The organism is Haloarcula sp. 1CSR25-25 (genome assembly GCF_032027985.1).
Lineage (GTDB): Archaea > Halobacteriota > Halobacteria > Halobacteriales > Haloarculaceae > Haloarcula.
In genome coordinates, this window is sequence record NZ_JAHYBW010000007.1 from 80,516 (window position 1) to 102,793 (window position 22,278).

10 protein-coding genes and 2 pseudogenes are annotated in these 22,278 nt (G+C 61.3%); 11 read left to right on the forward strand and 1 reads right to left on the reverse strand.

The features are described 5' to 3' along the window. Positions 1-44 precede the first annotated feature (44 nt). Positions 45-2,462, forward strand: coding sequence for a hypothetical protein (locus tag KZ498_RS18270; protein ID WP_312620670.1), 2,418 nt, complete (start codon positions 45-47; stop codon positions 2,460-2,462). Between the two features lie 133 nt (positions 2,463-2,595). Beyond that, positions 2,596-3,081 carry a hypothetical protein gene (locus tag KZ498_RS18275; RefSeq protein ID WP_049987561.1) on the forward strand — a complete coding sequence of 162 codons (486 nt, stop codon included), beginning with the start codon at positions 2,596-2,598 and terminating at the stop codon, positions 3,079-3,081. Positions 3,082-3,177: 96 nt separating this feature from the next. Here KZ498_RS18275 and KZ498_RS18280 read toward each other — a convergent pair whose 3' ends face one another. Further along, positions 3,178-4,506, reverse strand: coding sequence for a M48 family metalloprotease (locus KZ498_RS18280; RefSeq protein ID WP_312620671.1), 1,329 nt, complete (start codon positions 4,504-4,506; stop codon positions 3,178-3,180). A 1,231-nt stretch (positions 4,507-5,737) separates the two neighbouring features. On the opposite strand from KZ498_RS18280, the gene KZ498_RS18285 reads away from it, so the two are divergent. The 9 genes and pseudogenes from KZ498_RS18285 (at position 5,738) to KZ498_RS18320 (ending at position 22,266) form a co-directional block, all read left to right on the forward strand. Continuing rightward, positions 5,738-12,856 carry a hypothetical protein gene (locus KZ498_RS18285; protein ID WP_312620673.1) on the forward strand — a complete coding sequence of 2,373 codons (7,119 nt, stop codon included), beginning with the start codon at positions 5,738-5,740 and terminating at the stop codon, positions 12,854-12,856. 803 nt (positions 12,857-13,659) lie between these two features. Next, positions 13,660-13,884 carry a hypothetical protein gene (locus KZ498_RS18290; RefSeq protein WP_312620675.1) on the forward strand — a complete coding sequence of 75 codons (225 nt, stop codon included), beginning with the start codon at positions 13,660-13,662 and terminating at the stop codon, positions 13,882-13,884. 2,112 nt (positions 13,885-15,996) lie between these two features. Further along, on the forward strand, positions 15,997-17,355 hold the full coding sequence (locus KZ498_RS18295; RefSeq protein ID WP_312620677.1) for a hypothetical protein: 1,359 nt from the start codon (positions 15,997-15,999) through the stop codon (positions 17,353-17,355). A 408-nt stretch (positions 17,356-17,763) separates the two neighbouring features. Beyond that, entirely contained in the window at positions 17,764-18,405 is a 642-nt protein-coding gene (locus KZ498_RS18300; RefSeq protein WP_312620678.1) for a hypothetical protein, read from the forward strand. Positions 18,406-18,652: 247 nt separating this feature from the next. Next, a pseudogene (locus KZ498_RS18305) lies at positions 18,653-19,564 on the forward strand (replication factor A); the annotation flags it as partial. Positions 19,565-19,618: 54 nt separating this feature from the next. Next, a pseudogene (locus KZ498_RS24725) lies at positions 19,619-20,218 on the forward strand (RPA family protein); the annotation flags it as partial. Between the two features lie 332 nt (positions 20,219-20,550). Next, positions 20,551-20,925, forward strand: a complete 375-nt coding sequence (locus KZ498_RS18310) for a hypothetical protein (protein WP_312620680.1) — start codon at positions 20,551-20,553, stop codon at positions 20,923-20,925. Positions 20,926-21,328: 403 nt separating this feature from the next. After that, positions 21,329-22,060 carry a DNA polymerase sliding clamp gene (locus KZ498_RS18315; protein ID WP_312620781.1) on the forward strand — a complete coding sequence of 244 codons (732 nt, stop codon included), beginning with the start codon at positions 21,329-21,331 and terminating at the stop codon, positions 22,058-22,060. Positions 22,061-22,074: 14 nt separating this feature from the next. Next, positions 22,075-22,266 carry a hypothetical protein gene (locus tag KZ498_RS18320; RefSeq protein WP_255152957.1) on the forward strand — a complete coding sequence of 64 codons (192 nt, stop codon included), beginning with the start codon at positions 22,075-22,077 and terminating at the stop codon, positions 22,264-22,266. The last annotated feature ends 12 nt before the right edge of the window (positions 22,267-22,278 follow it).

The following is a 22,278-nucleotide window of genomic DNA, read 5'->3' on the forward strand; positions in this document are numbered from 1 at the left end:
CACGTCGATTTGTTGGTTCGGCTCAACATCCATCTACAAACGCAATGAAAGGCGCACCTGAGACGGAGGCCAACAGCGGCGTTCTGAATCGTCTTCTCTCTCGGCTTCCCGGTAGTTTTGGAGCTATCCCTGGTGCCGGTACCTCCGCCCGAACAGATCCAGCCAACGTCAACCTCGAGGAAATCGACGACGAAACCTTCGACCGCGCCGTCAGCATCCTCGAACAGGAAGGCCGGGAGACGAGTCGGGCAAACATCCGTGAACAGGTTGCCCGCCTCATCGACTTCGAGGCCGCCGACCCCGACGAATTCCGCCTTGGACTCATCCAAGACGCCGACAGCCAAGCCCAGATCGACCAAGCGAGCGTCGCCCCACCAAGTATCGTCCCCGAAGATCCAACCACTCTCTACCGGAACGGCGAATTCGTCCGTATCCTCACACCCGCAAGTGCTCCCGAGAGTGTCTTCGGTGGCTGGCTTATCAACCTCACCACGACCAATCTTGACGTCCGCGTCAGCTACCATCACTCTCCCCGCGATCCCACGACGATTCGCGGTGCCCTCCAGGATCGTCTCACTGAACTCCAGATCGCCCTCTCTCGGAAGGAGGAAAAGGGCGCGACAGACTATCACGAAGACCTCAACCGCCGGGAAGAACTCGATCGTCTCCTTCGTCGCCTCACCGAAGGGACGACTCGGCTCTACGACATCGGTATTTACATCGAAGTCGCTGGCAGTACCCGTGATGAACTCGAAGAGACCGCTCGGAAGGTCCAGCAACTCGTGGCTGACCGCGACGTCGAACTCGTTCCTCTCGAATTTCGCCAACTTGAATCTCAAGACGCGATCGCACCTGTCGTCTCCGACCCTATCCAGAACACGGACCTTATGGAACACGACGCGGCGGCCACCCTCTTCGGCTTCGTCGAACCCGCCATCGCTCACGAGGACGGTGTCCTCTATGGCTTCGATGAGACCGGAAACCCTGTCATCGTCGACCGATACAGCCTCTCCGGCTTCTCTAAAGTCATCACTGGGAAGATCGGGTCCGGAAAAACGTTCGCCGCGAAACTTTCTCTCTGGCGCCGTCTCCTCATCGACCCTGAATTCACCGCTATCGCATTCGACCCCACCGGTGACGACTTTGTCGACTTCTTCGAGACCCTCGGTGGCGATGTCGTCACCTTCGGCGGCGACGTCACAATCAACCCGCTCGAAATCCACCGCGGTACGGGTGAGGCCGAAGACCCCTATAAGGACAAACTCCGTTCCTTGACGGGGATGGTGCGGACGTTCTACGATCAGAGCGGCGACAGCCTGAGCGCCGAACGTGCTGGCCTCATTCAGCAGGTCTTCCACCTTGCATACCTTATGTACGGTATCACTTCCGAACCCCGCACCCACGAACGCGAAAACCCCACTATGGAAGACGTCCTCGACATCCTCAAGGCCCTTGCTGATGGTGAGGACCCACTTGAATTCGTCAGCTACCAGGGAGACGCCACCGATCTTCACCGTGAGGAACGCGACGAGCTCGATGAACGCGTCGACGAAGTCACCTCCCGACTTCAGTCGAAGGACGACAGCAACCTCAAGTCCGAAGCCAACAGCCTCCTCCGCTCGCTCGAAGCCTTCCAGCCAGGTGGCGTCGCTGCGAACCTCTCTGGGAAGACGACCGTCGACCTCGAGGACGAGCGGCTCATCGTCTTCGATATGAGTGCCTTCCAGGATACCAATCAAGCCCCTCTCCTCCAGCACGTTATGCTTGATTGGAGCTACCAGCGGGCTCGCGAGAACTCCCGCCGGATGGAGGTCATCTTCGAGGAGGTTCACTACCTGCTCAGTCAGAAATCTGCCCGCTCGCTCATCGGCCTGTTCACCCGCCATTCCCGACACTTCAACGCTGGCTTGACGCTCATCTCCCAGACTGCAGAAGAATTCATGCAGGAGACTGACGATGTCCACTCACCACGCGCGATCTACGACCAATGCGACATCAAGCAGCTATTTTATCAGGAATCAATTTCAGACGAGGTGATCGACTACTACGACCTCTCCCCAGCTGATGTCGAGGCCATCCAGAGCTTTGCACGTGGACAGGAATCCGAGTTCAGTGAATGTCTCCTGAGCGTCACTGGAATCGCGCGTCGACACCTCGAAATCCACGCGAGCGAGCTCACGGTTGATCTCCTTACTGAACCTGAGACGGCCGCCGCAACCGCTCAGTTGGTTGAACAGCGCCGCCAGCAGGCTGCCACCGCTCGCAGTGAACAGACTACCACCCAACCCGAGGAGAGCGCTGAGACTGCCGGTGGTTTAGGTGAAGAAGCTGCTGAGAAGGAAACTACTGACTCCAGTACGAAATCCAGCGAAACGAGTGAGCCTCCAACTGACCCCATCACAGACGGAAGTGGGGGGTCACCCTCCTCTGGGGACGTTGCTGACGACACTAACTCCGAATAATACTCTTCCATTCTCTTCTCGCTCCGTCTACCTTGCCTCTCGTCATTTCTCACCTCCCCTGTAGTCCACCAGCACAGTCGGAGAGAGCGGTTTTTCGCCAGTACCCCCCGGTGGAGTTAAGTGTTAGACCAGCATGGTTCAAACTAACCGGGAGACAGATATGACCAGCGTACTCCTCGGTGTCCAGCTCGTAGCCTTTGCCATCGCGGATGCCCTCCCTGGTGGCCTACGCGGGCTTGGACTCCTCACGGCTGCCCGCGCACAGTTCGCGACGATAAAAGCCGACCTGATGGCTCAGGCCGCGCCGATTTGGACTCGGCAGATGAGTGTGATCTTGCAGGCAGACTGTCCAGATGGGACTGAGGTTAGCTCAAATGAAGTCATCCAGTCCATCCACAACATCAACGACTTCATCTTCCTCCTTGGATGGACGCTCGTCCCCGGAGGATTCGTCCTCGGAGGTATCCTCTACTTCTACGGCTGGAACCAGTCTTGGAAAAAGCGGGGCCTCCGGCTGATGGTTGGCGCGGTCGCGATCGCCGGCGTCATCCTCCTTTGGGGCGCTATCGCTAACCTCATCCAGTGGGCGACCGGCGGCACTTGTGCGCCCACCACGTAACGGCGTTGAGTGGATCACTGGCGCTGGCAGACTACCGCCTTGCCGTCCCCACCTTCTCGGCGTCATCAGTAACTACAACCTTTGACCACGCTCTTGCTAACGCGAGCTGTCACACCCCTGTCGCTCTCGGAGCACCGCAATCCTATCCTCGACTGAGGGGTGAACTCGAAGGAACCACTCGATAACAAACGGAGCCCCCCACGGAAGGGACGACGTCCCCGTCTTCTTCGAACTCTCCTTCGCTCGGAGATCGGCAACCGACTGCAATGCGGTTATCGCAGTCTCACTTCCCACCCGTTGTCGTTCGTATTCGTCGGCAGCCAACTCAGCTCGGCGAACCCACCGTACGAGGCCGAACCGGAACCCGAACGCGAGAATGCCCATCACCACACCGAGTGTCTGCATCGATGGCGAAACAACCGCGAGTATCCCACCGACACCACCGAAGAAAATCAATCCGGCCCCAGCAGCGAGGCGAAGATGTCCAAGAACGTGATGCCCGTGCTCGTGGTGGAGGATTGCTCGGAGTGATTCTGGGGAAATACTGTCATCTTCGAGGAGGTTCTCGCCAACGAAGACCCGGCGAAAGGGCCAGACACCCGCCGCCATCGCCGTCGACCGAAGTCCCACCGTGGCAACCCAAATCGACGTTTGGGGGTCAGCATCGATCTCCTCTGGTACGATCACTGCGTATTCTTCAGGTGTGAGCGGCCGCGCCATATTCAGAAACGGCAAGAGCGTGATTGCGAAGAACAGGTAGGTGAACGCGAGCGCCCAGGTCACCGGCATTCTGAGCTCAGATGGAATCGGCAGCGCCGTCCACGGTGCTACAACTAATATAAAGAGTCCACCAACGACCAACGCAACCCGGAGAGCGTGATCGTGGCGCGCCTCCGGCGTCTCAAGATGACTTGTCGTCTCTCTCCAAAACATCGAGATGAACGGCGCACCTGTCACCGCCAAACACCCGAAATAGCTCGCAAGGATGAGCATCGGAAAGAGTCCTTTGACGACGACATTCGGTGAGGGCATCGGGTATTCTGGCGTTAGTCTAACAAAGAACATCCAGACCAGAGTGATGAATCCGCCACTGACGATAGACCCCCCTAAGAACAGCACGAAGAAGTTGTTCAGGTGATCTGGAAGCCAAGAGATCCACCGGAAGCCTTCGGCCACTTCATATTTTTCCGAGATGATTTGATCCGCGTTTTCCGATGGTTTTGTGGACGTCGATGCCTCTTCGCGGTTCAACCTATACTCATCGTAACGGTTTACCACAGCACCGATCTGCCAGCCAAGTCCCACTGCGATAAGCATCGGGACCGTCACCCCGACGAAGAGCAGCGCCGTCGCCGATGTAACCCCAAACACGAATCTGACCAGAACATAACTGAAGCCCGCCACTATGGGGGCAGTAAGAAACACACCCAGCCCCCACCAGACCAACGTATCGACCGGCGAAGGTATCCACGCAAACGACGAACGAGCCTCGGATAGGACTCGTCGCCACCGTGGACAGGGGCTTGAGTCGCCATTCGAGGTCATCTTTTACCGTAGATCATGCTATCTGAACCCAAAAATTGTCCGGGGGCTCCAGTCCCTCGACCCACAACTGGCTATGAAAACGATTGCTTAGGAGACACCGCGCCTCGACTGAGCGAGCAATCAATCGGCCCAAAACTCCCGAATAGTATTTTACGCTGAGCAGATGAAATATCTGTAGAGGCCACTACTGGCTATGCCGACGCTCCCAGCCTTCACTCGAGCTTGGCTCTCGCCGGCCCCGCTCACCGATGACCATACCCAGTCGCCGCCCGATACAAGGACAGATCGCACTTCGCATCCGTCGCGGTCGGTAGAGCCGACCCAGACGTCTCGGTCCCCTCGCTCAGGCCGCCCGAGGAATCGCCATCCCCTCTACGGTGTTCTGTTGACCCTGAGCGTCATCGGTATCCTACTCACGGCAGCCACTGGCCCAGCTCTCGCAGCACACCCCGCTGACTCCACGAGTACCACAGAGAGCCAGAACCTCTCTTCTACTTCGCTGCAATCCACGAATGCAACCTCGCCGTGCCAAATTCAAAACAATAACTCGTACGGATGGACGGAACACTACGCGTGTATCCAAGTTCATCTCTACCAGCAGGATCAGGATCTCTCGATCTTCCCAGAAGACGCAACACAGGCCCGGGAAGCTGCGAAGAACGGAGAGTCGGCTGAAACCATCGAGGATTGGCTCTTCCGATACTATCGTACGGAGCAATACCCCGACTGGTGGATGCCGTCAGAGGAACAGATTGAGCAAACCCCGAAGCTCAAGCTCTATCCACTCACGAACGAAACAGTTCACGAGTACGAGACCGCTCAATCTCTCTCCGTGTTTCCGGAGGACGCACGAGCCGTCCGGTTCGCGGCAACTCATAACGCAACGGTGAACGAACTCCGGATGGCCCTCCTCAACTACTACGCCGTTCAGTGGGATCAGGGCTGGCGGCCGGACTCAGAATCATCCACGACCACCACAGCCAACACATCCGCAGGAGGCGGCTCAAACGGAGGAGAATCGGAGGCTACCGCCGAGTCGAGTTCAAGCCCCGCTTGGTATGCTCCGTACCTTAGTGGGATCGTCGACGCCGCAAATCAATTTCGTGGATGGATGAGTGGAGTGCAGGAGTTCATCGGTGGGCTCCTCATTTGGAGCTTCAAGAATCCCATTATCGCAGGGATTGTCATCTTCACGTCTCTCGTCGTGTTCCTCCTTCTCGGAGTCGCACGGCGGATGCGGCGGACGTGGACGGCGATGCTTGCGGTCTGGTCTCGATTCGTCCGCGCGATCGTCTGGGTGGCCGATACTATTGGCATCGGAACGCTCCGGCGAACACAAATCAAATTCTTCCGATTCCGTCGCACTCTCAACGTCTATGCTCACGCGCTCGCAGCGATAACAGGCTGGGCAATCCGCGAAGGGTTCCACCGTGTCGACCGTACGATCACAGACTACGTCACCGACGAAGACTCCAGCACGTGGTCGTATATCGCACCACCCGCTCACGCAAGCGCCAGTAGCACAGCTGATGCCGCCGTCTCGGAGACAGCGTACGCGAAGAGCAAGCGCCTCCTCGATCCTCTCGATGCACCAGCCGTGTACGAACTCAATGAAGATGAACCACCGCGACCAGGAGACGACCTCTGGTACCGTATTACGGCCTCCGATCAGCCGGCCTCACCGGAGACAATCACCAAACAGATCGAAGGGCTACCCAATCTCACTGACGGGCTAGAAGTCATCATCCGATCGGCACCTCACGACCCCGAGATCGGAGGAGAAGAAAGCGAGCTTCAAACTACTGAAGGCGATGGCAACCGACTCGCAATCGAGGTTCTAATCCACTTCATCGGGGACGGCCAGACGAGCACGCTCGACCGGACGAAGCACAACTGGGTACGACAAGCCTTCGGTGGTCCCGACTACGACGTCACACCCGTCTCGACGACGCTCCAGCGACTCCTCCGCGCCCGGCCGTACCGGCGGTGCAAGCATCTTCTCGGGAATGATGCGACCCCATCAGCGACGTTCCCTTGGAGTAACGCGCAATCATCGGACGCCGCGACAGACGGTGGGCGGACTATCGACGAGGACACGCCCACACCGAGCGAACGCGCAGCTGCAGCCGAGGCGATTCCTCAACGGTACTTCCGAGAGCATCTTGAGGATCAGTTCACTGCGGTTTGCCCGGAAGCGCCCGTGAGCTATCCACTCGGCTCCCGAGGAACCCGACGCTGGGACTTCCTCCAGCGACTCAACGTCTTCGACGAAACCGCTGCCGAAGAAGCCCCTCCGATGGAAGCCGCCCTCGATGCCCTCCTCGAGACCGACGAACCCGCACTACTCCGTGCCCGGATTACATCCGCGGGCGACCTTAGCGATCTCATTCGGCAGAAACTCGACGTCATCGAGGGTGAGGAAAGTACCCAGTTCGACAAACGAACGAACCGCCGTGGGCGTAGCCGTTCGACACCAAGCTCGGGAGAGAATACCACCGAGGAAAACCGGGCCGCTGCTCGAGAACGAGAGAGCAGTCGGGTCCGTGGGGAAGTTGCGAGCGCGGAAGGGACACGGAACGAAGAACTCCAGAACAAGGGTGCGACTCGGAGTTTCAAAGTCACGATGGATGTCTTCACCCAACCCACTCCCTTCTTGAACGACGCCCTCGAAGAGACTGCTGGAGGGTCAGTTGAACCCTCCTCAGAGGCCCACCCCGTCCCCTCCCCCCTCTTCCATTCAGACGAGGATACCACCTCTGCCTCGACAAATACGGCGAGTGACGGGGGCGTCTTCACCGAAGAACAGCCCGATCTCAACGAGATAGACAGTACTGCCGATCTATCTGGTTCCGACACCGACATCGAGACCTTAGCGAGTCGAGGTGACACTCTCCGAGTGACTCCCGAGACGCTCGCTAAAGCCGCAGCCAGCCAGCGGACTACGGCTCGCGACGACGCCTGGCGGCTCGCAAAAACGTGGGCGACTGCTGCTGACGGCGAGTTCAACAAGCTCACTGAACCACCAGAGAACAGCCGCCTCGCAAAGTGGGCACGGCAGTTTGGATGGCGGAGACATACGCTCGGACAGCTCCGTGACTCGTACCGTTTTCACCGCGCTCAGGAGTATGCTGGTAGGGCACCCACATTCGGCCTACACTACTCTCTCCGTCGCCGCTGGCCGATCGTCCTCGCCGCCGCCGACGAACTCCCTTCGTTCACAGCACTCCCGAGTACCAGCGCCGTCTCGGACGACCTCGCAGCCCATATGGAACGCCAACTCTCCCACACAGCCCCACTCTCTGAACTCTCTCCTGCCGAGGACAACGAAATCATCGGTACGGACATTGACGGGGCCACGCTCGGCTATGCGTTCGATCGTCTCCACGCTAGCGACCTCACTCGTCCCGTCAAACATCGCACGGACTATATGGACCGGTCGATCCTCCACCAAGGGCTCCCCGGCTCCGGGAAGTCTGTCGACCAAGCTCACGAGATCGTCGAGCGTCGGAAGGCCACGAACGGCCCCATCATCATCTACGCCGGCCCTGGCGCAAACGTCGGTGAACTCGCTGTGCGCGGTCTCTTGGATGAATTCGGCGAAGACTGGGTGCGCGAGCAAGTCCACTGGTTCGATATGCCCGAGGTCCTCCCCGGACTAACGGTCTTCGACACACGACCCGCCCAACAGGCTGACGACGCCCACGGCAACCCCCAGGCTGCAGAGAGCGTCGCGACCGACGACATCTCTCCCCAGCGCCCTGATATCGCTTCCAAGGACACCAGCTGGGAGACACACGGCTCACAGGTTATGCAGACTGTCAGGAAGATCGCTGAACTTCTGATGGGTGAGAGCGACTTCCAGAACGCCCGCGTGTCCCGTGATGTCCTTCGGGCCCTCGGAACAGCCGGTTTCTCACCGCACACCTACCCGACAGGCGTCGACGGCACGCCTGCGTACAAGCGGAAAGGCGGTGATACCAGCAATAACACGCTCCCAACTGCCGACGACCTCGTGAGCGGCGGAAATCGCTCCAACGATGAAAACGAGGACGATTCAAGATCTCGACAGCCCACCGTGATGCCGTTCCGCTGGGGGTACGACGCCAGCCCGAACGTCTATCCCCTCTGGCAGCTCCAAGAGCAGACCCAGCAGGTCACCGAACTGACGAGGTTGATGGACCCGGACATCCCGCTCAACCCCAAGGAATTACTGCCTGATCCGGGCTCGCACGCAGTCAAGCGGAATATGGAGACGCCGTTCAACAACCAACAGCACACCGCCCAGCAGATCCTCGGCGGTGTCACTAACCGTCTGAACGCGCTTACGACGGACGCCCGGCTCGCACCCCTCTTCAATAACACGACCCGGCGGTTCTCCTTCGCCGACTTCCTTTCTGGCGATCGCCAGAACGACGTCCTCATTTTCGACGTCGAGGATCTCGATCCGGACGCCCAGCGTGACTTTGTCCTCACACACGAGCTTCTGATGCAGTACGAGTTCGAACTCTACAAGTCCTTCCTCAAAGAGGAGGCGACCGCGGACGATTACTACGTCAGCGTCTTCATCGACGAGGCCGGCCGTCTCGTCGAACCGGATGACCTTGCGAAGATGATCGCAGTCGCCCGCAACCACTCTGTCTCCCTCTCACTCGCCGTCCAGACGCCCGACCAGCTCTTCGACGCCGACACCGACAACAGTGTTGGCGACGACCCGACGTACGCCGAGATCATCGGTAATATTCAGACGACCGTCGTGCGTGCCGGTGAAATCACGCGTCAGCAGGCAAAGGCGCTCTGTCCGGCCGACCTCGAGGTCGAGGACTTCATGGATCACGTTCGAGATCTCCCCGTCGACCACCGGCTCGTCCAGTATCCAACACCTTCCGAAGGGACACGGTCCCAGACCATCGAAATAGCCCGTATTCCACTTCCGAACTGGCATCAGGATGCTGAGGAACCCCCCGAAGGCTACGATTCCCGCGAAGATTTCGAGGAGGCCTTCCGGGAGCTTCGCGCCGACGTCATCGACCAGACGAACGAAGAGTACGGAATCCCCGACGACGAGTCAGAATCGGCTGTCCGTAACCGGGCGATCCTCAACATCCCCGAACTCGCCCACCATCTCACAATAGACGACCCACTCCTCCCAGTTGTCCTCGCGTGGGCGACTTGGATAGTCGCTCGTGACCCACCCAACGGTCCCGGTGAAGAAACTCTGCACAGCGTCTCCAACACCGACAGCAAGCTCCCTGACCTCGGAGACCCAGTTGAACCAACTAACGATTCGACGACAGAGGACTCCCCGGCTGAGGAAGTCAGCGCGGTAGATGTCCTGTCGGACGATGCAGGACCCGATGAACACACAGCTGAATCGGTATCTACCAGTCGCGAGAACGATTCTCCAGCCACTACGAGTGAGCAGACAGACACGCTGTTTGACTCAGGTGGGTGGGCTCGCGACCAGTGGGATGAAGCGAAGACCGAGCTCACCCAATCCAATACCGAGCGCCAGACTCCTCCCTCGGCTGCTGAGAGCTCCGGGCCCGCGTCCAGTCTTCATCACGTCCTAAAGGGTAGTATGACGACTGACGAGTGGGAGGAGCTTACCGACCTCCTTGAGAAGGGGAAGTCGCTTTCCCCAGAGGAATGGGCGATTCACACCGACCTCCCGACGTACCGGAAAGACGAGGAGTCCATCCAGGCCCGTGCGCTCAACAGCCGTGTCGCGACTCTCCTTAACCAAGGTATCCTCACCGAGGATGAAGTCGCCCGGATTCAGGAACTCATCGATCTCGCACGGGATACCGGGAACTGGCCACCGACTGCGGTTCGTGATCGTATCGATACGGAGTCTGAAACTGCGCCAGCAGACGAATCAGCTCTCGAACAGCAAAATACCACTGTGAGTAACGAGAGTGTGTCCGCGGCGATCGAACGCCGCCGGACCAGTGAGAGCAATTCTGTTGGGATCGACCCATTCGATGGAGAGGAACCACGACCCGGGACGTACCGCTGGGTGCGCCTTGACGAGATGTACCGCCGGCTTCACCTCGAAGTCGAGAAAGCCCTCGCCACAGAGGACCTCAATGAGGGAGAACGTAATCGTCGCCGCGATGCCCTCCCCTCGCTCAAGGCGTGCGCCGATGAGATCGAGGCGTTAGGCACCATCATGACCCATCGGGGCGTCGCTGGCGACACTCCCATCCCGGAAACAGACGGTATCTTCGAGATCGAACTCGCGAAGCACCGTGACGACGTCCCCGGCGACGAGGGCTACGCCATTCGGTTGACTCCCGAGGGTGCTCGTCTCCTTCTTGAAAACGTCTTTTCGACTGGCTGGGTTGCAACCGCTGGGACCGATACTCACGATACCGGCCTTCGGGACGCTATGACGGCACTCGAAGACGCAGTCCCCTCCCGAGTCAGTGGCCGGATCATCGACCAAGACACCGGGGACATCCCGGATGCCGTCCTCACAGTCTTCGCCAGCGAGCCTACGGAGTGCTTCGCTGACGACATCACCTCATGTACAGTCGAAGAGGAGACCGATCCACGTCGACACCCCACGAAGAAACTCCGTAACCTCAAGAAGGCGCTTAACACTACTACGAAGAGTGGCGAATGTCGCCTCCCCATCTTCGTCGCCGAAACGCCGTGGGACGAAGACGCGGGGGCCCCCGACCTTGGACCTGCCACCGCATTATCGAACATCCTCCGTGATCCGATGAACACTCAGTGGTCGGGTCGCCGGTTCTACTCGCAATCGAACACACCAATCGAATTCGACGGCGGTGCCCGCGACGGCGGTGTCACCGCTGTCGTCCCCCGATCGGACACAGAGAGCGCCGGCGCGTCGATCTGGGTTCGCGACCCGGACCCCGACTCGGACGACTGCCTCCTCGTCGCCCCGACCGCCGACAACATCGGCCATCCCGATGACGAGGATATACACCTCCGTATCGCTCCCGGTGACTTCCAGAACCTCACTCCCTCGAGCATCCCGTACCGGGCTACCTGTCCCCCGGGAAGTGCAAACGAGTCAGCTCGCTATATCGTCAAGACTCCGGGAAGCGAGCAGACGTACAAGTACGAGACGGAAGAGCGGTTCCGTGAGGATTGGGTCCGTGTCAACCAGCCATTCGTACCCGACATCGAATTCCGGCACCCGGACTACCCGGAAACCGCATATGCCACCCTCGTCCGATACGAGCCGCCCCGCGCCGGCGACGACGCACAGGCACGTATCGCCTGGTTCGATCATCGGACCTCGGGCGACGAGGAGATGGGGACGCTTCGGCCCGTCGAGGACCTCATCGAAGCGATTCAGACGGGCGAACTCAAGCCGGCGTCCGCTGACCCCGGAACGGCACCCGAGAGGACTCACGAAGACGAAGTCTCGACCGACGAAGCGCAAGACTCTGAAGTGGATGAGGAAGACACTGGCGCGTCATCATCGACGGACGAGGCACCAGACGAATCCACTCCCGAGCCATCCGACAACAAGGACGAAGAGCTTGACGGTGATGATACTGACACAACGCAGTCCGAGGAGAGAGAGACAGACGATACTTCCGAACCACTCCAGGATGAGGGGAAAGCAGCTACCGCCGCGTTCATTGCGGCTTCCCTCCGTCCTGCACCGAACAACGTCGTGGACGTGGATGTCGCCTTCGACCGTTGTCAGGAATTCGCGAGCACGCACAACCTCGTCCCACCAGAATCAGAGGACAAGTTCGCAGAAACGATCGATCCCCTCTTCGATGCGTTCGACACGGACACCGGTATCGACGGAGACCTCTTCGACATCGATCGTGACGTCATCAGTGCCCTCGAAGAGGGATTCAATATCGTCTCAACGTCAGGTGGAAACGAAGACAGCACTCGAACCGTTATATTGGGTGTGAAGATGGTTGATCCCACAGAAGAAGGCACGTCGTTCTTGACGGAAGCAGCGCCCGAGCAGTCGGCAGGTGGTGCGGCGTTCATTGCGAACCAGCTCACGTCCGACCCTGACGGAGCGCTTCCAAGTTCGGAAACCTATGACGAATACGTCGACACCGTCACCGACTGGGGATTCGAGTCTCTCCCTGACCGAGGTTCGAGTGTGACGTTCAAACGGTTCCTCCAAATCTGGGGTGCGGCGCTGTTCGGCGTCTCGGTCGAACGGAAACGCCGGCGGATCGACGGGTCGCCTACGCGGTGCTATACGCACCTCGAGTGGCGCGAGTAGCCTCTTGATTTTCTCTCTCAGTCTACTGCCTCGATCTCCCGTCTAATACTATGAAATCAAACTGATATTTCCGATAATTTCCCTTCTGACGGTGTCCCTTAATCCTCGATTTTCTAGAACTATTACTGAATAGCATATTTTGGAGAAACCACCGGACGGCACGGTAATATAAAACTGGAACGGTAAATCGGAACGCGAATCTCTGAGGACTCACAAAATCACCATATAGCGTCAGGATGGTAAACTGGAACGCCAATTATTAGCATACACTCCCGCAAAGACCGGATCCTTTTGCAAACTGGAACACCGTGCAGTCTTGCGGTTTTCACCGGAAACCTGGACACATCTACGCACCACCACACACCAGCATCTCGATAAACTGGAACGCCGCGCTGTCTTGCGATTTCGAGCCTATAGTCAACTCCGTGCTCAGAACACCCTTCGAGCGGCTCTCCGTACTCTCGAAACTGGAACGCTACACAGTCTGGCGATTATCCCCGGCTATTGAGAAACTGGAACACCCCCTTTCCCACTAGTATAGAGGGGGCAGATTCGTGTGAAAGGGGGGTACCGAGGTGTTCCGGCGAGCGGGTACCCTGGCAGCGGGTACAGGCTGGCCCCCTGGGCGGTCGTCGAAGACGAGTGTCTGATTCGTATCAGATTGTAGCGGTGTCGGTAGCCGAAGCAGGGAGCGAATAGCCGTTGTGTGTCGCGTGGAGAGCGCGGCCTGTCGTAACGTAGGAGCTGGTGGATGGCGTCGAGGTGTAGCATCGAGCGTGCGTGGCGAACGTACGGCGTTGCGTATGAGCGAGTGGGAGTGGATGGTCGTGTCGCGGAGCTGCCTACACTGGGCCCAGCTGGCTGTCGCGCGCGGACGTCAGGATGCGTATCTCAACCAGGTCAGGAACGTGCCGCGTGTCGCGGCTCTCGCCTCGTGGTTCGTTCTTGACGTGGGGGCCGGGCGAGGTAACGTCGACTTCGCGAGGGGCTGTCGGCAGTACTCGAGGCTGGGGATCGCGCCGTCGTGAGACGCCGTGGGCTGTCGATAGAGCATAGCAGTGTGGCCTCGGCGGCCGAGTGGTCGCTGTCGCCACCGCGTTCCGGTGTGATGGCCGCCGGCTCGCTGCTCTGGCGCGTATGGATGGCCGATCGGTGTGTCTCGAGGAAGGATGCCGCGCGCGTCGGGGTCGCGCGCGCTTTGGATCGAGACCGCCGCGACGAGCAGAGCTCGTCGGACGGTCTCCGTGGGTGAATCAGGACCGCGTCGCAGCGGCGGCTGATTTCCGGGACCTGCTCCACACGCTCTGGCCGCTGACGGCGGGCCGCGATTTCGGGGAATCGCGTAGCTTTCCCCGAAATCGGCCGCCTCACCGGCCAGTCCGTGGGAGCCGATGTCGTCCACTCACCCGCCGAAGTCCGCGGATTGCGCGGTCACGAGACACCGACGCGAACCGGACCCTACCCGCGAGCGCAAACCGCTCGCGGGTCCCTTCCAGTCCGCGACGGCGCCTCGTAACACCGCTCATCGAGCGGATTCGGCGGCATCGGGAGACATCGGGTCGTGCTACGACCAGGTTTCCTCACTCGGTCGCCCCCCTTGCGCTGGCGCGTGCAGTAGCGCGCGCCGCGCACTCACCGGGAGGGGCCGCCGGAGCCACCAGCGATTTCCGCGGACCCTACCCGCCCCCACCGGGGCGGGTCCCTTCCACGGAAATCGGGCGCCTCTGTCGGCCTCCCGGCGAGTCGGGGCGAAGCCGGGCACGGGGCCTGCCGAGCCGAAGGCACGGGAGATCGCGTCGCTCACTCCGTTCGCCTGAGTCACACGTCGCCAGCACGCTGAACCGGACCGGGTCACGATTTCGTGCGGATACCTTCCCGCGCTCGCAAGCTCGCGCGGGCCCCTTCCACACGAAATCGACCGGTTCAGCGCGCGGCGACGCACGACTCACCCCGGCCATATGCGGCCGATTCATCTGCGTTCACCGACCCGCGCCCGGACCTCGATTCCGGCAGACACTACCCGCCTTCGGCGGGTCCCTTCTCCCGGAATCGGCCGTGCGCGGCTGGTTCACGTTGTTCATCGGCCGCATCTGCCGGGTTCGCGACTCCCGTACCTCGGCGGGCAGGGCCCCGCACCGGGCTTCGTTCTGGCGGTACGGGCCACCCGCCAGAAGCCGCCGAGCAAAAATTAATTTCTTTCCTCTTAAGCGTCCACGGGACGGGCGGGGGAAGCCGCCGTGCCGTTGCTGACCTGGCACGATCTCAGCGGACCCTACCCGCGCTCACACGTTCGCGCGGGTCCCTTCCACTGACATCGGCCAGCTCACGACGGCAGCCGGCTCCCCTGCCGGTACCCGACGGCGCTCGCGCTATCACACACGCGCGAGCGCCGTCGTTCCGACAAGCTCGAGGCCCTGACGCGGGCCGCGATTCCGCGGAGATACTTCCCGCGCTTCGCGCGGGCCCCTTCTCCACGGAATCGGCCGCCTCAGTACCTCTCGCCGTGTCGGAAGGAACGCTTAAGAGGAAACCATCCCCCCCACTTGTCGGATATGAACTGCACGTCTTGGGGAGACCACTTGCCGGATGCCTCTGGCGCGTGCATTCCCCTGATCGCGACCGCCTTCGGCAGACACTACCCGCCTTCGGCGGGTCCCTTCTCCCGAACGCGCCCGCGTCAGGGGTGCACCCGCCGGACGCCTTCCAGCTTGTGGCGCTGGGCGCGGGCCTCGATTCCGGCAGACACTACCCGCGGCGCATCCGGTCGGTGCGCCGCGGGTCCCTTCTCCCGAAATCGGCCGCGCCAGCGGCCAAGACGCACAGTCCCTTCCAACTGTTGAGGGGGATTGAAATCATAGAGTCAGGTAGCCCGTGACAGGGCGTCGGGCCGTCGGCAGGCGGCGCCGGGCGGTCGGCGTGCGGAACGTCGGCCGCTCCGGCGCGCCCCGCGGTGGGTTTGTTCGCCCCTCCGCGGGGTGAAGGGTGTACGAATACACCCGTCGGTCGGCGGTCAGAAAACGGGCGCGATGAAGGCGCGCCCGACAGGGGATCACTCCCCGGATACAGCAATGTCTAGTTTCAACTCAGGGCAAAAAAGCCCATCGGCGGTTGGACAGCCTGACAAGTACGACGAACTCGAGATGGATCTGCTCTACAGCAGTCCCCATCTGGAGAACGGCGATAACGTGGTCGGTGTGGACATCGACAAACGGCCCCCGACCCCGAACGACGAACCGGTCGAGGACAGCCAGGGGCAGGAACTTGTCCCCGGAAACTACGCGCGAGAACGCTCGGCGCGGATGGACGCGCAATACCGGGCGGCTGCCTCACAGCACGAAACGTCGGACGAGGACGACCAAGCTGACGAGACGGGGCTCCCCCACAGGCGCGAGATGACCGGCCGCGCAGGTGGCACCTACGCGGATGTTCAGGCAGTGATGCACGGCCAGCAGTTGGGCGACGTCGTCGAGGGCGATGTCGGCGAGTTGGTGCGTGGTGTCTCCACTGGGGTCTACTGGGAGCAGGCACTCGCGGAAATGGACGTCCCCGAGCCTCGACGCGACCTGAAAGCGCCGTTCGCGGAGGTGTCCCCGGAGCACTACACGCTGGCGACTGAAGAGCGAATGCGTGGCGAGTTCGAGGCCGATGAGCGGAACCGCGCGAAGGCGATCGCAGCAGAGGTGGCGGGCATCAACCGGGCGGCGCGGTCGCGGGACGATATGCGGACGCGGCAGCCGATTCGCCACTCCGTCTCAGAGAGCGACGACCCGTGGGAGGGCCCGCCGGCAGAGACGGTCGGCGTCAAGCGGGTCGACCCGGCAGACGACGAACCGGTCACGACGACGTCCGTGAGTGACGCCCCTGACCCGCGGGCGTCACTCGACCAGGAGACGCTCGCTCAGGTGAACAAGGGTGCCGCGCGACTGGCCGAGCACTTCCAAGGCGAAGCAGCGATGTCCAGAGCGACGTTCGGGAAGTGCATCGCCCGGCACATCCAGGACGGGTCGGACGTGATGAACGCGACGATAGCCGTCAAGGAGACACTCGAGCGGATGTTCGAGATCAAGCAGCCCATCGGGTCGATCGATCCCTACGAGCAGTGGGAGACGACGGTCGAGGCGGAAGTGACCACGCTGTGGACGCCGAAGCATCGGTCGCAGTACCAGGTGGGACTGGTGCAAGACGAGGCCGGCGACACGGCGAAGTTCACGGTCTGGTTCGCGGCGGGTGACAAGCCGACGCTCGCGGTGGGCGACCGGATTCGGGCGGAACGGGTGCGTGTCAACGCCTACAAGGGTGATGCGACCCTGGCAGTCGTCGGTGATACGGACCTCACAATCCTCGACCGGGGTGACGGCCCGATGACGCGGCGGAAGCGGCAGTCGGACGATCCGACAATCGCCCCGTGGTCAGTCGATAGCGACCAGCACGCGTGGATCAACCACATCGATATGGACCGGGCGATCGAGGTCACGCTCGGACGGCGGGACGACGAGTAGGCCATCGCTCGGCCTCTTTTTGCGTGTGCTGCGAGCGGCCCTCAAGCAGGCGTCGCAGCTGGCTGGTTAGTGTGTGGCTCCCGGCACCCACTACCCACCGCCCCGCCCACCGCTCCGTGCTCGCGACGCGAGCGTCGCTGCGCGCGCAGCCACAACCTCGACAGCATCGCGTGGCCCGTGGGGGCGTTCGGGGACGCAACCACCCGCGGCGACCGACGTGAGTTTGTCCCTCCCCACAGGGGGTGAGGTGACTTCACAGATGTCCAGCTCAGCATCTCCCCGTGAGCGATCGCGATCGCGTCAAGCACAGCTGTCGGACTTTCATCGGTTACCCCGCGAACCGAGACTTTACGAGCCACCGACGATCGAGGACGACGACTGGTGGCCTGGGAAGGCAGGTGAAGATTGATGACCGAACGGACGCTTCGCATCGAACGGGCGGTCAACGAGCTGATGAACGACCTTCCGGCTGACGTCGCGTCCGAGGACATCGTCGACCAGCATATGCGGCGACTCGTCGCGGACTACGGCCTCTCTATCGATCGTGCACAGACTGCCACTCGGCAGTACCTTACTGCGTCGCGCGAGGGAGTGGCGGAGTACCTCGTCACCCATCTCGCTCGGACGACTGAGACGCCGCCGACCCGTGACGTGGTCATCGAGGATCTCGAGTTCCTCGCCAACTGGAGTGTTCCTCTTGAGGACGCCTCTGCTGTCGTCCGCCGGAAGTACGATCCCGCCGACCCGGCCGACCCTGACCCAGCCGATCCCGACTCTGCCCCCGACTCGGCAACGGGTGTTCCAACGGGTGCAACCGATGCTGAGGTCGCGGCCGCGATCCCCAGCCTTGACGACCACGAGTGGTCGTCCACAGCCGACCCGGCCGACCCTGACCCCGATGACCCAGATATCCTCGACGCCGATGCGCGGGAGACAGGTGACGGCACCGTCGCCCCTATCTACAGACGCAGTTGGTGGACACGAATCGTCGCCCGTTTCGCTTCGACGATTCACACCGCTCGCCGGAGGCTGGCCGAGCATCGACCCTGACCGACCACCGAACGCACCGTACGCAGTTTATCCCCCCGCGGGGGGTGAAGGGGAAATCACGACTATGCAGACGCCGAGCCGAAGCCCGGCGTGCGTGGCGACACCCACCACCTGCGTTCCCGTCGCAACGGCGGTTTATTTCCCCCGAATTGGGTGTAGGGGCGTGAGCAGGAAGGCGCGCAGGGCGTCGACCTGACTCGAGACGTCCCACAAGCCGATTCCAGAATGCGAATCGGAGTGACCAACGATGGCAGTAGCTAATTCCATTCCCGACGAAGCGGCAGAGCTCGCTGACCAATTCCCGGACGAAGTCGACGTAGATGAAGCAGAGATCGCCGAGCGATTCTCGATGCTCGTCGACGAGTACCGCGTCCCGAAGGACGAGGCCGTCCGCACCACGCGGAACTACTTCCTCGACGCGTACGGACTCGAGTACGACGACCTAGACGGTCAGAGCGGTTCCAACGGTCCGGCCGACGAGCGCGAGATCGCGACCGTCGAGGGTCCGAACGAGTGGCTCTCGGTCACGGCGAAGGTCGTCCAGCTCTGGGACAACGACGTCGACTCCATCGCTCAAGTCGGCCTCATCGGTGACGAGACCGGCACCATCAAGGTGACCGTGTGGGGGTCCGCCGACGCACCGACCATCGAGGAAGATGGCGTGTACCGATTCGAGAACGTCGTCTCCGACGAATACCAGGGCCGACTCAGCGTCCAGGTCAACTCCGCGTCCGACATCGTTCCCGTCGACGACGAGGACGCCGCCGACCTCGAAGTCGGCTCGACCGATGTCGAGGCCGCTGGCGCAGTCGTGGCAGTCCAACCCGGAAGCGGCCTCGTCAAGCGATGTCCCGCCGAGGACTGCACGCGCGTTCTCCAGAACGGGCGCTGCTCCGAACACGGCGAGGTCGATGGCGAGTTCGATCTCCGCGTGAAGGCGGTCATCGACGACGGCCAGACGGCCTACGACGTCCTTTTCAACCAGGAAGCTACTGAGAATCTCACTGGCATCACCATCGAGGAGGCCAAGCAGATGGCGATGGACGCTCTCGACACGAGCGTCGTCGCCGACGCCGTCGAGGATGAGATCCTCGGACACTCCTACACGGTCTCCGGGCCGGTCATCGGCAACTACCTCGTAGTCAACGACTGCGAGGAGGGCAACACTCTCTCCGAAGACGCTGTCTCGCCCGGCAGTGCAGCGAACGGTGATCGCGAGGTCGCCAAGCGCGTCTTCGCCGAGGAGTTCAACAACGCAACGAGCACCTTCACCGAATCCGACGAAGACCGTGCGCCCGTGTACTCGCTGCTGCCGTCGGGTGAGAAAGCCAATCGCGTCTTCGTGGTCGGAACGCTGACCGAGACGACGGACGTCGGCAACGACTCCGAGTACTGGCAGGCCCGCATCGTGGGCCCGACCGGGACGTTCTTCGCCTACGCTGGGCAGTACCAGCCCGAGGCCGCCAGCGTCCTACGGAACGCGGAAGCCCCGGCGTACGTCGCAGTGGTCGGCAAGGCGCGCACCTACGAGACCGACGACGGTGACGTCAACGTCTCCATCCGCCCCGAGTCGATCAACATCGTCGACGGTGAGGCTCGGGACGCGTGGGTCGCGGAAACCGCCGAGCAGACGAAGGCACGGCTCGAGGCGTTCGACCCCGACGACCCCACCGAGAACGACGACGAGCGCAACTACGATGCGATGGCGGTCGACCTCTACGACCCTGACCTCGATGCCTACGAGGCGATGGTCAGCAACGCTCTCGACGACCTCGAGGCCGGCGATATCAACGAAGGAGAGGACGACGAGTAGGGCGGCGCACTCCCAGCTGACGGTGTCTCTCCCTCCGTCGTTCGGCTCGTCTCACGCACTCCATATCCACACTTCGGGGGTTTCTCCCCGGCAAGATTTTTCCGCATACGCTCCCGACCCCACCCTGCGCTCGGTCACGATGTAGAAGCGGCTGTCGACGCCGCGAACAACTGGCTCATCGACGAAGCGCAGTCCCTCGCATCTGTCGACGAAAAAGAATCGATCGTGGACTACTCAACCTCCGTCGAGTACCTCTAATCCTCTAGAGCCGTCCGCTCGCGTATCGGACAGGCAGTAGTTTGTTCTCCCCTGCCGAGAGTGAGGGATTTCCTATGACCGACAATCGTGACGGACAGTCTCCGAACCAGCACTCGGATAACTCTGTGCTCGCCGATGAGGAGTACGATCCCCTCGCGGAGTACAAACCGTACGCCGTCACTTCGCCGAGCTCGAATGGCATTGCTCATCACGTGCATACGAGTCGCCGTCCGGACTGGAAGCCTGGGCAGCCGTGCCCACACTGTGGATCGAAACTGATCGTGTCCTCCTTCATCGGGACGGAAATTGCGCGGCATCGTGGCGGCAAAGTCACGCGGCTCGGCGGAGGTGAACGGCTCGGCGCCGTCGAGCATCAGTGCGCGGACTGCGAGACTGTCCTCTACAAGGACGCCGCTTTCGATCTCTGGACGACGCTCCACTTGGACTGACCGTAGAGACTACGATGCCTCCACCAAGGACTCACGGGTCCGTCCAGTACGGCCGTTTTTCGCACTCTACGGGAGATGTAAGCCCGAGTGAGACACCCCACACCAGCCTCAAGAACAGTCTACTCGCGTCTACCGACAACCACGACGACCCCAACGACCACAATCCATCACACCTATGGCAGAATCCACACCCGAATCACCCAATAGTACCGACACCGACCCAGCTGACGAGCCCGACATCGACGTCGAGGCCGATACTGAGGTTGACACCCCTGACACGGAGGCCGAAGCCCCCGACGACGACGGGACGGAAGTCGAGAAAGAAGATGACGCAGAGACCGATAGTGACGGCAGCGATGAGGAGTCGCCGTCCGACTCCCGCCCACCCCAGGCGTTCTCGGCGATCATCGCGGCTGACCGCCTCGACCAGACGATCACCACGCTTAGCGTCATCGTCGACGAGTCCCGTGTCCACCTGAACGATCTCGGCCTTCGCCTCGCCGCTGTCGATCCCGCGAACGTCGCAATGGACGAGACGAACATCACCGAAACCGCCTTCGAGTCTTATCAGGCCGATGGTGGCGTCCTCGGCGTCGACCTCACCAAGCTCGCCGATGTCGTCGGTATGGCTGACAACGACGACCTCATCCAGATGTCGCTCGATCCGGAGACCCGCAAGCTCCTCATCGAGTTCGGCGGTCTCGAGTACACGCTCGCACTCCTCGACCCCGACACGATCCGCCAAGAACCCGATATCCCTGACCTCGACCTCCCAGCACGCGTCGTCCTCGAAGGGCGCGACATCGACCGTGCTGTTCGGGCCGCCGATATGGTCTCAGACCACGTCGAACTCATCGTCGATCCCAACGACGAGGCCTTCCGCGTCCACGCCGAAGGCGATACCGACGATGTCGACCTCGAACTCAGTCGCGACGACCTCATCGACCTCGAGATCGGCGCTGCCGACTCGCTCTTCTCGCTGGACTACCTCAAGGATCTCAACAAGGCGATCCCGAAGGACGCCGAAGTCGAAATTCTCCTCGGCGAGGACTTCCCCGCGAAGTTCAACTACGAGTACGCCGACGGCGCCGCTACTGTCACTCAGATGCTCGCTCCCCGGATTCAAAGTGACTGATGTCTCCAGAATCCATGACGTCCGATTCGACTCCACCACTCGATCCTGAACTCGAAACGAGCGCCGAACAGACTGGCCTCGATGATTCCCAGCTCGTCGAGGGTGAAGCCATCGTCGACCTCAACATCCCCGACGACGTCGCCTACGACGTCGACGATCTCGGCAACGGCCGCCTCGCCATCCAGTACTGGGAAGTCGATCCCTGATCCCCACACTCG